Origin of the sequence: Rathayibacter sp. SD072 (assembly GCF_017355185.1) — a bacterium.
GTDB lineage: Bacteria > Actinomycetota > Actinomycetes > Actinomycetales > Microbacteriaceae > Rathayibacter.
Genome location: NZ_JADILJ010000020.1, coordinates 52,378 through 66,503 on the forward strand (window position 1 = coordinate 52,378; position 14,126 = coordinate 66,503).

Consider the following 14,126-nt stretch of genomic DNA (forward strand, 5'->3'; position numbering starts at 1 on the left):
GAGTTCTGCAGGCCGAGCGGTCCGCGACCGAGGTCAGGAGCTGCTCCGACGACCCGAATCGACTCGGCAAGCCCTGCCGACCTCGGTTGCGGACAGGACGACGAATCAGACAGGCGGTACCGGGCGGGAGGCCCGACGGCAGCTTCCCGTGGGCCCGCCGGAAATCGCCGGCACACGACTCCGGGCCACGCCTCCGACCCGGTCGGCTCGCCGCTGGGGACGGAGCTGCGCCCGTCCGCTCCGGAACGTCGGGCCCGCACCGCGGATCCCGGTGGAGCGCGTCGGACTGCTCTGACCGGTTCTCCGCTCGTCCTGCCCTTGCTCGCCCCGGCGATCACGGCTCCCGGACCGACCGCTCCCTCTCGAGACGGCTCTCGCCCCGGCCCGGCACCACGACGGCGATCTGGCGGCGGAGGTGCGCGAGGAGGGCCGGCAGCGGATCGCCGAGGTGGAGGGTCGCCGTCGTCGTCACGTGGATGACGGACGTGATCACGCGGGCGCGGATCGCCGCATCGAGCCGGTCGATCCTGCTGTCCCGGCGCAGGATGCCGCCCACCCCCTCCTCGAGCCGCTGCGACAGGGCCAGGCCTTCGCGGCGGTGCTCCTCCTCCGGGTCGCCGGACACGAGCTCGTGCAGATAGATCCGCCCGTTCTCCGGATGCTCGCGGACGCAGGCGACGACGGGCGTGATCAGGGCGAGGACCCTCTCGAGGGCGTCTCTCGCCGGCGCCCGGGCGGCGGCGAGCCCGTCGTCGATGGCCGCTCCGAACTTCCGGTTCTGCACCATGATCAGCAGCTCGGCCTTCGTCGCGGCGTAGAGGTAGAGCGTGCCGATCGCCACGTCGGCGCGGTCGGCGATCTGCTGGGTGGTCACTCCGCCCACTCCCCGCTCGGCGAAGAGCGCGCGCGCCGCCTGCTCGATGCGGCGCTGCTTGTCCTCCTTCGCCCGCTCACGACGGCCCGGCGGCTTCTCCTCGGAACCCATGCGACTCCTCCTTGACAAAATTACTGAGTGTGCTCATGCTTGAGTCTACTCGGACGAGCGGGGAGGAGCACCTCCCGCCGCCGGATCGGACAGGAGACCGGATCGACATGGCAGGGTCATCGAACGCGGAGGCGGGACGGGCGTCCTTCCTCGATGCACCGACGCGCCGACTGCGCGTGCGCGGCGAGGACGTCGTGTACCGCGACCTCGGCACCGCCCGCGACGGAGTGCCTCCGCTCGTCGCCCTCACCCGCCTCGGCGCCAATCTCGACAGCTGGGACCCGGAGGTCGTCGACCCGCTGGCCGCCGAGCGCCGGGTCCTGCTGATCGGGTACCGCGGGGTGGGCGGCTCGGGCGGCGGGGTGCGACGGTCCTTCGAGGAGGCGGCCGACGACCTCATCGCCGCGGTCGGGGCGCTGGGGCTCGAGCGGATCGACCTCTTCGGCCAGTCGATGGGCGGGATGGTCGCGCAGGCGGTCCTCGAGCGGGCTCCGGCCCTCGTCGACCGCGTGGTCCTCGCGTCGACCGGCCCGGAGGGCGGGCCTGGCCTCACCCGGATGACCGGCGTGATGGTCCGCACCATCCTGCGAGGGGCGCTGACCGCCACCGACCCCACGGCTCTGCTCTTCTTCACCCGCACTCCGGTCGGTCGCCGGGCGGCGGTCGAGCACGACGCGCGGCTGAAGCGCCGTCGGGCCGACCGCGACCGTCCGGTCCCGCTCGGTGTCCTCCGCGCCCAGCTGCAGGCGGTGAAGCGCTGGGGCGGGCAGCCGGCACCCGGACGCACGTTCCCCCAGCCCGCGCTGATCCTGCACGGCGATGCCGACCGCATGGTCCCGCCCGAGAACACCGAACCGCTGCGCCGCCGCTTCGACGACGCTCTCGTGATCGTCTTCTCCGACTCCGGCCACGGAGCGGTGCCCCAGAACCGGCTCGCCGTCCTCGACGCCGTCCGGACCTTCCTCCGCCGCTGATCCGCGGCCCGCACACCTCACCAGGAGACACCCCCATGCGAGCATTCGTCCTCGACGCCTACAAGCAGCCCCTCCACGAGACCGACGTCGCCGAGCCCGTCGTCGGCCCCCGCGACGTCCTCGTGCAGGTCGCGGCCGCCGGCCTCAACCAGCTCGACGAGAAGATCCGGGCGGGGGAGTTCACGACGCTCCTCCCGTACAAGACGCCGTTCGTCCTCGGGCACGACGTCGCCGGCACGGTCCTGCGCGTGGGTTCCGAGGTGCGCCGGGTGCAGGTCGGCGACAACGTCTACGCCCGCCCCCGCGACCACCGCATCGGCACCTTCGCCGAGCGGATCGCGATCGACGAGGCCGACGTGGCCCGCGCCCCGTCCTCGATCAGCGCCGTCGACGCCGCCTCCCTGCCCCTGGTCGCGCTGACCGCCTGGCAGGCGCTCGTCGAGAGGGGGCGGGTCCAGCCCGGTCAGAAGGTGCTGATCCACGCCGGCTCCGGAGGCCTGGGCAGCATCGCGATCCAGCTCGCGAAGCACCTCGGCGCGCATGTCGCGACGACGGCCTCCGCCGCCAACGCCGACTTCGTCCGGGAGCTGGGTGCCGACGTCGTCCTCGACTACCGCTCGCAGGACTTCGAGCAGGAGCTCTCCGGGTACGACCTCGTGCTCGACAGTCTCGGCGGCGAGAACCTCGAGAAGTCGCTCCGGGTCCTCCGGCGCGGGGGGAGGGCCGTCGGCGTCTCCGGCCCGCCCGACCCCGCCTTCGCGAAGGCGAGCGGCATGAACCCGGTGCTGCGCCTCGCGGTCGCCGCTCTCAGCCGCAAGATCCGCGGGCAGGCGAAGAACCTGGGGGTGGGCTACGAGTTCCTCTTCATGCGCGCCAGCGGCGAGCAGCTGGACCGCATCACCGAGCTCGTCGACGCCGGGGCCCTGCGCCCGGTCGTCGGAGCGACGTTCCCCTTCCACGAGACGCCCGCCGCGATGGAGTCGCTGCACTCGTCCCGCGCCCGCGGCAAGACCGTCGTCCTCGGCCTCTGACCCCCACCCCTCCCCGCGCGACCGTTCCAGAAGGAGCACCCACCATGAGCACCGCAGACCCCGTCATCACGTCCTACGCACTCGCCCCCGCGAAGAGCATCACCACGCACGGCAAGACCTTCGCGTACCGCGAGCTCGGCCCGGAGGAGACGGTCCCCGTCGTCTTCTTCGTGCACCTGGCCGCGACCCTCGACAACTGGGACCCGCGCATCGTCGATGCGATCGCGCAGAACCGCCGCGTGATCACCTTCGACCAGCAGGGCGTCGGCGCGTCCGGCGGCACCGTTCCGGGCACGATCGAGGAGGCGGCCGACGATGCGTACGCCTTCATCCGCGGCCTCGGCTACGACACGATCGACATCTTCTCGTTCTCGATGGGCGGCATGATCGCCCAGGACGTCGTCGTGAAGCACCCCGAGCTGGTGCGCAGGCTGGTGCTCACCGGCACCGGCCCTCGCGGCGGGAAGGACATGGACAAGGTCGTGGGAGTCACCTACTACGACCTCGTCCGCTCGGTCCTCGCCCGCTCCGACATCAAGGAGTTCCTCTTCTTCAACCGCGACGCCGCCGGCAAGAAGGCGGCGAAGGAGTTCGTCGGACGCCTGAAGGAGCGCACGGTGGATCGCGACGAGAAGATCAGCAACAAGGCCTTCACCACCCAGCTCAAGGCGATCCAGCGGTTCGGCCGCTCCGCCCCGTCGGACCTCTCGATCATCACCCAGCCGACCCTCATCGCCAACGGCGACAACGACCGCATGGTGCCGTCGGTGCTGTCCCGCGATCTGCACAGGCGCATCGCCGGGTCCGAGCTCGTCATCTACCCGAACTCCGGCCACGGCGGGATCTTCCAGTACTGGGAGACGTTCGCCCCGGTCGCCGTGAAGTTCCTGTCCGCCTGAGCCGGGAGACGGTCATGACCACGACGAAGCCCCCTGTGTCGAAGCACTTCAGCACCTCGATCCTGCTCTGGATGCGGCAGGACAGGCCCCGATCGGCGGGGATGGACCGCTGGCGCGGACCGCACTCCGGGATCATCGCCGCCACTCCGGGCCTGTCGGAGTACCGCCAGATCCATCTCGCCGAGGAGAACCCGGGCCGCTGGCCCGCGACGGACGGCGTCGAGACGGCGATCCCCGCGGACCGCAGGGTCGACGGACTGGCCGAGGTGACCTTCGAGAACGCCCTCTCGCCTCTCGCCGGACGCGCGCAGACGGCGCTCGCCTTCGAGGACGAGGTGAACATCTTCCGCCGCACCCTGCTCTACGCCGGCCCTCCCGGGACCTCCCGCTGGTACGACGTCGCCCCGGGTGAGCGGCCCGGAGCGCGCCTCTACGTCCACCTGCGCCGCCGCGACGGCGAGGGGACGGTCGCGTTCCACCGCTTCGTCAAGAAGGAGCTGGTGCCGGCGCTCGTCGCGACCCGCGTGCTCCGCGAGCTCCGCACGCAGGTCTTCCTCCCCTGGACGGAGAAGACCTGGGACACGCCGGACGTGGCCCACGACAATCCGGCCGATCAGCACCTGCACGCCGCGCTGATCCTCGGCTTCGCCGACGAGAGCGCACGGGAGGAGTTCCTCACCGGCGACGCCGCCCGCACGCTCTCGGACCTCCTCGCCCCGCACGTCTCGGCGGTCCACGCCTACGACGTCACCGCGGCGCTGACGTACGTCTCCGACGGCGTCGTCCTCCCCTCCGTCCAGGAGTGAGCCGAGGGAGCGGGCGCCGCCCCGCCGCGCCTGCTCCCGCCGCTCCTCCGACCACCCTCCGCACAGACAAGGATCCTCCGCATGAGCTCCACCATCGCCTTCGAGCGCACCTCGCCGCAGGTCGCCCGGATCACCTTCGCCAACCCGCCCGTGAACCTCGTCGTCGGCGAGACCGTGCAGCGCCTCGCCGAGATCGTCGAGCAGCTCTCCCACGACTCCGACATCCAGGTCGTGGTGTTCGACAGCGCCGTGCCCGACTTCTTCTACAACCACTTCGACCTCGCCGCCGCGGTCGACTTCGCACCGCCGGAGGACGAGAGCGCCGCCGGTCTCTGGACGCAGCTGGTCCTCGACCTGTCGAAGGCCTCCTACGTGACCATCGCCCTCATCCGGGGCCGCACCCGCGGCGGAGGCGACGAGCTCGCCCTTGCGCTCGATCTGCGCTACGCGAGCCTCGAGCAGGCGTTCTTCGGTCAGCCCGAGGTGGGCTCGGGGATCCTCCCCGGTGGCGGCGGCAGTGAGCGCCTGCCTCGCACGATCGGGCGCGACCGCGCCCTCGAGGCGATCCTCACCAGTGACGACTACGACGCGGCCACCGCGGAGAAGTGGGGCTGGGTGACCCGGGCCCTCCCCGACGCCGAGCTCGACGCGTTCGTCGACGGCATCGTCGCCCGCCTGGCCTCCTTCGACCGCTCAGCGCTGGCTGCGGCGAAGGAGCAGATCAACCGGGCCACCCTCCCGCCGGACGCCGATCTCGTCGCCGCCTACCGCGAGTTCTGGCGGTCGATGAGCTCGCCCGCCGTCGCCGCGCGGGCCGCCGCAGGCCAGGCCCTCGCCGAGAAGGTCGGGCTCGACCTCGAGTACCGCCTGGGCGAGTACCTCGGACTCGGCGCCCGCAGCTGAGGAGGGGGACGGGACCCGGGCACCGGGTCCCGTCCCGTCAGCGCGAGGGCTCCAGCACCCGCTCCTCGCCCGAGTAGACGTTGAAGCCGGATCCGCGGCTGAAGCCGATCAGCGTCAGACCCGCTCGCCGCGCCAGATCCACGGCCAGCGACGACGGCGCCCCGACCGCCGCGAGCAACGGGATCCCCGCCATCACGGCCTTCTGCACCAGTTCGAACGACGCGCGCCCCGACACCTGCAGCAGCGTCCCGCGCAGCGGGAGCCGCCCCTCGCGCAGACCCCAGCCCACCACCTTGTCGACCGCGTTGTGCCGTCCCACGTCCTCGCGGAGGCAGAGCAGCGAGCCGTCGGCCGCGAACAGCCCCGCCGCGTGCACACCGCCGGTCCGCTCGAAGAGCGCCTGCGCGTCCCGGAGCCGGTCCGGCAGCGAGGCGAGCAGATCGGTGGACGCCCTCACCCCGTCCTCGTCGACGGTCCACGCCGACTCCGTCGTCACCGCGTCCAGCGACGCGAGCCCGCAGACCCCGCACGAGCTGCTCGTGTACACCGATCGCTCCCGCTCCAGGAGCACCGCCGCGCGCCCGCCGCGCACGGTCGCGTCGACCACGTTGTACGTGTTCTCGCCCGGACCCGAGCCGCTGGCGCAGTAGCGCAGCGCTGCGAGCTGGTCGGTCGCGGTGAGCACCCCCTCCGAGACCAGGAAGCCCGCGACCAGGTCGAAGTCCTCGCCCGGGGTGCGCATCGTCACGCTGAACCGGCGGCCCCCCACGCGGATCTCGAGCGGCTCCTCGACCGCGAGCACGTCCTCTCGGCGGCGGTCCGGCTCCGCGAGTCGGACGGCGGTCAGTCGGGTCCTCGTGCTCGCGCGGCTCATGTCGGTCTCCTCTTCGAGCGGTGCTGTCCATCCTCGCACCGGCGCGCGTCCCGGGCCGCCCGTCCGTTCCTCGGCTGCGCGACGTAGCATGCAGGGATGGTCGATGACGCCGCACCCCGAGAGACTCCGATCGACGAGCGAGGCCTCACGGTCGGCGCCCGCAAGCACCGTGCGGTCGGCATCCCCGGAGTCGCGCACGCCCTGCAGATCTCGATGAAGCAGATGGGTCCGCTGCGCAGCGCCGAGACGTTGCTCCGCGTGAACCAGAAGACCGGCTTCGACTGCCCCGGGTGCGCCTGGCCCGAGGCCGACAAGCGCCACGTCGCCGAGTTCTGCGAGAACGGGGCGAAGGCGGTGGCCGAGGAGGCGACCCTCCGCACCGTCACCCCGGCCTTCTTCGCGCAGCACTCGCTCGCCGAGCTCGAGACCTGGGACGACTTCGCCCTCGGCCAGCAGGGCCGCCTCACCGAGCCGATGCTGCTCGAGGAGGGCGCGACCCACTACCGCCCGATCGGCTGGGAAAAGGCGCTCGACCTCGTCGCCGAGGAGCTGCGCGCCTGCGCGAGCCCGGACGAGGCGATCTTCTACACCTCCGGCCGCACCTCCAACGAGGCCGCTTTCGTCTACCAGCTGCTGGTGCGCGGCTTCGGCACCAACAACCTCCCCGACTGCTCGAACATGTGCCACGAGTCCAGCGGATCCGCGCTGACCGAGACGATCGGCATCGGCAAGGGGTCGGTCAGCCTCCGCGACATCGAGCGCGCGCCGCTGATCATCGTCGCCGGGCAGAACCCGGGCACGAACCACCCGCGCATGCTCACCTCGCTCGAGCGCGCGAAGCGGGCCGGCAGCACGATCGTGGCGATCAACCCGCTGCCCGAGGCGGGACTGCTCCGCTTCGACAACCCGCAGACCGTGCGCGGCACGATCGGCGGAGGCACCGCCCTCGCCGACCACTTCCTGCAGGTCCGGCTCGGCGGTGACCAGGCCCTGTTCCAGGGCTTCGGCAAGGCGCTGCTCGACCTCGAGGAGTCGCGCGGCGGGGTGTTCGACCGCGCGTTCATCGAGCAGAGCACCGACGGGCTCGAGGCCTACCTCGACGAGCTGCGCGGCGCCGAGTGGTCCGAGATCGAGGTCGGCAGCGGGATCGACGAGGCGCGGATCCGCGCGATCGCCGAGCTGATCGCCGCGTCCGAGGGCACGATCGTCTGCTGGGCGATGGGACTCACCCAGCACCGCCACTCCGTCGCCACGCTCAAGGACGTCGTGAACGTGCTGCTGCTCACCGGCAGCATCGGCAAGCCCGGCGCGGGCGTCTGCCCCGTCCGCGGCCACTCCAACGTGCAGGGCGACCGCACGATGGGCATCTTCGAGCGGATGCCGGACGTCTTCCACGACCGGCTCGACGCGGAGTTCTCGTTCTCGTCGCCGCGGAAGCACGGCACCGACACCGTCGCGGCGATCCGCGCCATGCGCGACGGAGCGGCGCGGGTCTTCATGGGACTCGGCGGCAACTTCGCGCGCGCCACCCCCGACACCGCCGTGACCGAGGCGGCGATGCGCTCGCTCGCGCTCACCGTGCACGTGTCGACCAAGCTGAACCGCTCGCACGTCGTCACCGGGCGCCGGGCACTGATCCTGCCGACGCTCGGCCGCACCGACGCGGACGTCCGTGCCACGGGGGAGCAGCGGGTCACGGTCGAGGACTCGATGAGCGCCGTGCACGCCTCGCGCGGTCGCCTCGCTCCGCCGAGCGAGCACCTGCGCTCCGAGGTGGCGATCCTCACCGGTATCGCGGAGCGGCTGCTCGCGGGTCGCGAGAACGCCCCGGTCGTCGACTGGGCGGCACTGCGCGAGGACTACCGCCTCATCCGCGGGCACATCGCGAACGTCGTCCCCGGATTCGAGGACTTCGAAGCGCGGGTGAGCGCCCCCGGCGGCTTCGTCCTCCCGCATCCGCCGCGCGACGAGCGCCGCTTCGAGACGGCGACCGGCCGGGCGCGCTTCACCGCGAACCCGCTCGAGTACCCCCGCGTGCCCGAGGGACGGCTGCTGCTGCAGACCCTGCGCTCGCACGACCAGTTCAACACCACGATCTACGGACGCGACGACCGCTACCGCGGCATCCACGGCGGGCGGCGCGTGGTCTTCGTGAACGCCTCGGATCTCGCCGCGCTCGGCATCGCCGACGGCGCGATGGTCGACCTCGTGTCGGAGTGGGAGGACGGCGTCGAGCGCCGCGCACCGGAGTTCCGGACCGTCGCCTACGACACCCCGCGCGGCTGCGCGGCCGCCTACTACCCCGAGACCAATGTGCTGGTGCCGCTCGACTCGACCGCCAGGATCAGCGGCACGCCCACGTCGAAGTCGGTCGTCGTCCGGCTCGAGCCCGTGGGCTGACCGCTACCAGGGCAGCGGCAGGAGGCGGACCGGGTCGCCGGCCTGCGCGCCGCCGGCCGGCACCACCGCGACGGCCTCCGAGGCCGCGAGCCCCGTGAGCATGTGCGAGCGGATGCCCGCCGCGGACCGCCAGCCGCCCTCGCCGCGCGAGACGGGGACGAGCACCGTCGTCGACGGCCTGCCGAGCGGCTCGCCCAGTGTTCCGGTGGCGAGCGTCCGCGGCGTCGCTCCGGCCGCGGCGTCGAGCGCGGGAGGGAGGAACGACAGCGCGGCGAGCAGCGCCGCGAGGGGGTTGCCCGGCAGTGCGATCACGAGCGCGCCTCCTGGCAGCACCGCGAGCATCGTCGGGTGGCCGGGTCGCATGTCGACGCCGTCGACCAGCACCGTGGCGCCGGCGAGGGTCAGTGCTCGCCGCACCGAGTCGGCCCGGGAGCGCCCGGTGCCGCCGGTCGTCAGACGGATCGGCGCCGTCCCCGCCGAGAGCCGCGCGGCGATCGCGTGGTCGTCGTCCCGCAGCCGGTCGACCTCGCCCACTGCTCCGCCGACGCCCTCGACGAACGAGGGGAGGAGCGGGGTGAACGCGTCGCGGACCCGGCCGGCCGGTGGCGCCCCCTCGGTGTCGATCTCGTCGCCGGTGAGGAGGAGGTCGACGAGGCACGGACGGCGCACGCTCAGTCGGTCGACGCCCGCGACCGCGAGCAGCGCGAGGCGGGCCGGAGTGAGGCGGGTTCCGGCGCCGACCAGCACCGTCCCGGGCGCGGCCTCGTCCCCGGCGCGGCGCACGTGGCGCCCGTGCGGCAGGACCGCCGAGCTCGAGAGCACGCCGTCGTCGACGCGGCCCTGCTCGGTGGGCACGACCGCGTCGCACCAGTCCGGCACGACGCCGCCGGTGACGATCGGAGCGGCGACTCCGTCGGCGAGCCGCCACGGTCCCGCGCCGCGCACCGCCCAGCCGTCCATCGCCGACGAGTCGTAGTGGGGGAGCGGACGGGTCGTCGCGACGCTTCCGGCGAGCACCGCTCCGCGTGCGGCGAGGAGCGGGACCTCGACGACGTCGCCCACCGCGACGGCGTCCGCGGCGCGCCGCCGGGCGTCGTCCCAGTCGGTCGCCTCGTGCCGGTGCGCGCTCATCCCCTCATTCTGGCCGGGAGCAGGGCGGGGCCCGCGTCGCGCGGACCCCGCCGATGGCTCAGCCGAGGTACCCGTTGGGGTTCAGCACGAACTTCTTCGCCGCGCCCTTGTCGAAGTCCGCGTAGCCGCGCGGAGCCTCGTCGAGCGTGATCGCGGTGGCCTGCACCGCGTCCGCGATGTGCACCCGGTCGTGCAGGATCGCCATCATCAGCTGGCGGTTGTACTTCATCACCGGGCACTGGCCCGTCGTGAACGACAGCGACTTCGCCCAGCCCAGACCCAGTCGGATGGAGAGCGAGCCCTCCTTCGCGGCGTCGTCCACTCCGCCCGGGTCACCCGTGACGTAGAGACCGGGGATGCCGAGCGCGCCGCCCGCCGCTGTGATCGACATCAGCGAGTTGAGCACCGTCGCCGGCGCCTCCTGATGCGAGTCGGGTCCGTTGCCGTGCGCTTCGAAGCCGACGGCGTCGACTCCGCAGTCGACTTCCGGCACGCCGAGGATCTGCTCGATCTGCCCAGCCGGGTCGCCCTTCGAGACGTCGACCGTCTCGCAGCCGAAGGAGCGCGCCTGCGCGAGCCGCTCCTCGTTGAGGTCGGCGACGATGACCACCGCCGCGCCGAGCAGCTGGGCTCCGACCGCCGCTGCGAGTCCGACCGGACCCGCTCCCGCGACGTAGACCGTCGAGCCGACGCCGACCCCGGCCGTCACCGCGCCGTGGAACCCGGTGGGGAAGATGTCCGAGAGCATCGTGAGATCGAGGATCTTCTCGAGCGCCTGGTCGCGGTCGGGGAACACGAGCAGGTTCCAGTCCGCGTAGGGCACCATCACGTACTCGGCCTGTCCGCCGACCCAGCCGCCCATGTCGACGTAGCCGTAGGCGCTGCCCGGGCGGTCGGGGTTCACGTTCAGGCAGATGCCGGTCTTGCGCTCCTTGCAGTTGCGACAGCGGCCGCAGGCGATGTTGAACGGCACCGAGACGATGTCGCCGACCTTCACGAACTCGACATCGGGGCCGACCTCGACGACTTCGCCGGTGATCTCGTGGCCGAGCACGAGGTCGGACGGGGCGGTCGTGCGACCGCGGACCATGTGCTGGTCCGATCCGCAGATGTTGGTGGACACGGTGCGCAGGATCGCGCCGTGCGGCAGCTTCCGGCCGATGTTGGCCGGGTTGACGCCCGGACCGTCCTTCAGCTCGAAGGTCGGGTAGTCGATGTCGATGACCTCGACGACTCCGGGGGACTTGTAGGCGACGGCTCTGTTGCCCGACATGGGTGCTCCTTCAGCGCAGCGACCGCGGAGCGCTCGCCCCGCGGGGGTCCTTGGCGCCGCGCGGTGGTCCGGCCGCGGCGTCGGGGCCCGATCGCACCGTACGCCCGGAGTCTGGAGCGGGATCGAGCCTCGGGGAGTACGGTGTCAGGAGTCGTGCGCGCGGCCCTGGATCGCGCCGCTCGCGGTGGCCAGCGCGGTGGCGAGCGCCCCCGCCCCGCCGCCCTGCAGGCCCGCCGCGTACCCCGCGAGGAACGTCGTCAGCGGAGCCGCGGCACGCACGATCCCGTGCGCGGCGTCGCCCGCCAGCGCGAGCAGCGCGTCGCGCCCGATCGGCACCTCGCCCAGTCCCAGCGCGGTGCACAGCTCGTCCCACCACTCGCGGAGCACGTCGTCGGTGGGCCGGTCGTCCGTCGTCTCGTTCATCCGCTCAGTCTGACGGGACGGACGGCGGCACGTCGATGCCGTGCCGCCGGGCGTCGTCCGGGCCGTCGACGTCGGCGGTGGCCTCGGCGGGGACGGCGACCAGTGCGACCGCGAGACGGCGCAGGAGCGCGCGCACCGAGGCTCCGTCCGGGGTGCCGAGCGCGTCGAGCGCCCGGACGAGCGACCGCGTCCTGTGCACGCCCAGCAGCTGCTGGGCCCGGCCCTCGGCGTCGACGGCGAGGACGGAGTCGGAGTCGGCGCTCGCGGCCTCCGCGAGCAGCCGCTGGACGGCGGCGGCGGGCGAGACCAGGTCCGCGGCGAGAACGAGCACCCACTCCGGGGCGGCGGGCCGCTCGAGCCGGGGGAGTGCGGCGGCGAGCCCCGCGACCGGCCCGCCGAACGGGGGATCCTCCTGGACCAGCAGCGCCGTCCCGGCCTCCGGAGCCAGCTGCGCCGGCCCGGCGACGACGGTCCGCTCGGCGCCCTCGACGGCCGCCAGCACCGTGGCGAGCAGGGTCGCCCCGCTGTGCACCAGGAGCGGCTTGGTCGCACCTCCGAGGCGGCGCGCGCGCCCGCCGGCGAGCACGACGGCGTCGAAGCGGGGGAGGGGCGCGGGGTCCGTCACGCTCCGAGGCTACGCGGGGCCCCGCCTCGGCCGACCCCGCTCCGGTGTCGGAGGTCGCGGCTACTCTGTACGGGTGGTAGCAGCCCTGTATCGCCGGTACCGGCCCGAGACGTTCGCCGAGATGATCGGCCAGTCGCAGGTGACCGATCCGCTCATGACGGCCCTGCGCACCAACCGCGTCAATCACGCCTATCTCTTCAGTGGTCCGCGCGGCTGCGGCAAGACCACGTCGGCCCGCATCCTCGCCCGCTGCCTGAACTGCGCGCAGGGTCCGACCGACACGCCCTGCGGCGTCTGCGACAGCTGCGTCGAGCTCAGCCGCGAGGGCCAGGGCTCGCTCGACGTCGTCGAGATCGACGCCGCGAGCCACAACGGAGTCGACGACGCGCGCGACATCCGCGAGCGCGCGGTGTTCGCCCCGGCCCGCGACCGCTTCAAGATCTTCATCCTCGACGAGGCCCACATGGTCACGCCGCAGGGCTTCAACGCGCTGCTCAAGATCGTCGAGGAGCCGCCGGAGCACGTGAAGTTCATCTTCGCGACGACCGAGCCCGACAAGGTGATCGGCACCATCCGCTCGCGCACCCACCACTACCCGTTCCGCCTCGTCCCGCCCGCGCAGATGCTCGACTACACGCAGGAGCTCTGCGAACGCGAGGGCGTCGGAGTCGCGGCGGGCGTCCTGCCCCTCGTGGTCCGCGCGGGCGGCGGCTCGGTCCGCGACACGCTGTCCCTGCTCGATCAGCTGATGGCCGGGTCCGAGGACAGCACCGTCGAGTACGAGCGCGCCGTGGCGCTGCTCGGCTACACCCACGGCGCCCTCCTCGACGAGGTGATCGACGCGCTCGCCGAGCACGACTCCGCCGAGGCGTTCGGAGCGGTCGACCGGGTCATCCAGACCGGTCAGGACCCGCGGCGCTTCGTCGACGACCTCCTCGAGCGGCTCCGAGACCTCATCGTCGTCGCCGCCACCGGAGCGGCGGCCGCCGCGGTGCTGCGCGGCGTCTCGCAGGACGAGCTCGACCGCATGGCGGGCCAGGCCCGGGCGCTCGGCCTCGCCGAGCTCTCCCGCGTCGCCGACCTCGTCAACGACGCCCTCACCGAGATGACCGGCGCCACCTCGCCGCGCCTGCACCTCGAGCTGATGATCGCGCGCGCCCTGGTGCTGGGTGGCGCCCCGTCGGCGGGCGAGCGCCCGCAGGAGGCCGCCCGCCCGCAGGAGGCCGTGCGCCCGCAGGAGGCCGTGCGCCCGCAGGCGCCGCGGGCCGCCGATGAGCCGCGCGACCGGGCCCCCGCCGCTCCGGCCCCGATCGCTCCCGCCCACCGCATCGAGCGTCCGGCCGCCGTCATCGCGACGGCCGTCCCGGCCGTCCCGGCCGAGCCGGCGGGGCCCGCGGTGCCCGTCGAGCAGGTTCCGGCGCAGTCCGCCCCCGAGCCCGCCTCCGTTCCCACTCCGCCGGCCGACGCCGCTCCCTCCGCCCCGGTCGTGCCGGCCGCCGCCGAGGAGGGTCCGATCACCCTGCAGCGGATGAAGGACAGCTGGCCCGAGATCCTCGAGGTCGTGCAGAAGGCCAGGATGACCGCCTGGCTCGTCGCGTACACCGCCCAGGTCCGCGCGCTGAAGGACGACGTCCTCACGCTGTCCTTCCCGAGCCAGAACGACGTCGACTCCTTCAAGATGGCGGGCACCGCCGGTCAGCCCGGCGTCAGCGAGCACCTCCGGCAGGCGATCCAGCAGGTCCTGGGCCTGCGGGTGAAGTACATCGCCCGCGTCGAGCCGTCGGCGGCCGCTCCCGAGGCCG

At 73.1% G+C, this 14,126-nt stretch carries 13 protein-coding genes; 7 read left to right on the forward strand and 6 right to left on the reverse strand.

What is annotated here, in order from left to right:
* Positions 1-334: 334 nt before the first annotated feature.
* Positions 335-985: a TetR/AcrR family transcriptional regulator gene (locus IOC53_RS09910; RefSeq protein WP_207405260.1), complete on the reverse strand. Its 651-nt coding sequence runs from the start codon at positions 983-985 to the stop codon at positions 335-337.
* Positions 986-1,092: 107 nt separating this feature from the next.
* On the opposite strand from IOC53_RS09910, the gene IOC53_RS09915 reads away from it, so the two are divergent.
* From IOC53_RS09915 to IOC53_RS09935, 5 genes are all read left to right on the forward strand, one after another.
* The gene (locus tag IOC53_RS09915; protein ID WP_207405262.1) at positions 1,093-1,959 is read left to right on the forward strand and encodes an alpha/beta fold hydrolase; all 867 of its coding nucleotides are present in this window, start codon (positions 1,093-1,095) and stop codon (positions 1,957-1,959) included.
* Between the two features lie 35 nt (positions 1,960-1,994).
* A complete protein-coding gene (locus IOC53_RS09920) occupies positions 1,995-2,990 on the forward strand; it encodes an NADP-dependent oxidoreductase (protein ID WP_207405264.1) in 996 nt (331 codons plus the stop codon).
* A 44-nt stretch (positions 2,991-3,034) separates the two neighbouring features.
* Entirely contained in the window at positions 3,035-3,889 is an 855-nt protein-coding gene (locus tag IOC53_RS09925; protein WP_207405266.1) for an alpha/beta fold hydrolase, read from the forward strand.
* Positions 3,890-3,903: 14 nt separating this feature from the next.
* A complete protein-coding gene (locus IOC53_RS09930; protein WP_207405268.1) occupies positions 3,904-4,695 on the forward strand; it encodes a strictosidine synthase in 792 nt (263 codons plus the stop codon).
* 81 nt (positions 4,696-4,776) lie between these two features.
* Positions 4,777-5,598, forward strand: coding sequence for an enoyl-CoA hydratase/isomerase family protein (locus tag IOC53_RS09935; RefSeq protein WP_207405270.1), 822 nt, complete (start codon positions 4,777-4,779; stop codon positions 5,596-5,598).
* A gap of 37 nt (positions 5,599-5,635) precedes the next feature.
* Here the strand turns inward: IOC53_RS09935 and fdhD are convergent, their stop codons facing one another.
* Positions 5,636-6,472, reverse strand: coding sequence for a formate dehydrogenase accessory sulfurtransferase FdhD (gene fdhD / locus IOC53_RS09940; RefSeq protein ID WP_207405272.1), 837 nt, complete (start codon positions 6,470-6,472; stop codon positions 5,636-5,638).
* Positions 6,473-6,568: 96 nt separating this feature from the next.
* Between fdhD and IOC53_RS09945 the strand changes: the two genes are divergently transcribed.
* Positions 6,569-8,872 (forward strand): FdhF/YdeP family oxidoreductase, encoded by a 2,304-nt coding sequence (locus tag IOC53_RS09945; protein WP_207405274.1) that lies wholly within the window; start codon positions 6,569-6,571, stop codon positions 8,870-8,872.
* Positions 8,873-8,875: 3 nt separating this feature from the next.
* Here IOC53_RS09945 and IOC53_RS09950 read toward each other — a convergent pair whose 3' ends face one another.
* The 4 genes from IOC53_RS09950 to IOC53_RS09965 all read right to left on the reverse strand — a co-directional run bounded on the left by IOC53_RS09950 (position 8,876) and on the right by IOC53_RS09965 (position 12,324).
* Positions 8,876-10,003 (reverse strand): molybdopterin molybdotransferase MoeA, encoded by a 1,128-nt coding sequence (locus IOC53_RS09950; protein WP_207405276.1) that lies wholly within the window; start codon positions 10,001-10,003, stop codon positions 8,876-8,878.
* A gap of 58 nt (positions 10,004-10,061) precedes the next feature.
* Positions 10,062-11,276 (reverse strand): formaldehyde dehydrogenase, glutathione-independent, encoded by a 1,215-nt coding sequence (gene fdhA, locus IOC53_RS09955; protein WP_055791222.1) that lies wholly within the window; start codon positions 11,274-11,276, stop codon positions 10,062-10,064.
* 144 nt (positions 11,277-11,420) lie between these two features.
* A complete protein-coding gene (locus IOC53_RS09960; protein ID WP_207405278.1) occupies positions 11,421-11,699 on the reverse strand; it encodes a DUF6457 domain-containing protein in 279 nt (92 codons plus the stop codon).
* 4 nt (positions 11,700-11,703) lie between these two features.
* Complete coding sequence (locus IOC53_RS09965; RefSeq protein WP_207405280.1) at positions 11,704-12,324, reverse strand: molybdenum cofactor guanylyltransferase; 621 nt, start codon at positions 12,322-12,324, stop codon at positions 11,704-11,706.
* 73 nt (positions 12,325-12,397) lie between these two features.
* Here IOC53_RS09965 and IOC53_RS09970 point away from each other — a divergent pair.
* The coding region (locus IOC53_RS09970) for a DNA polymerase III subunit gamma and tau (RefSeq protein ID WP_207405282.1) at positions 12,398-14,126 on the forward strand (1,729 nt) is incomplete at its 3' end.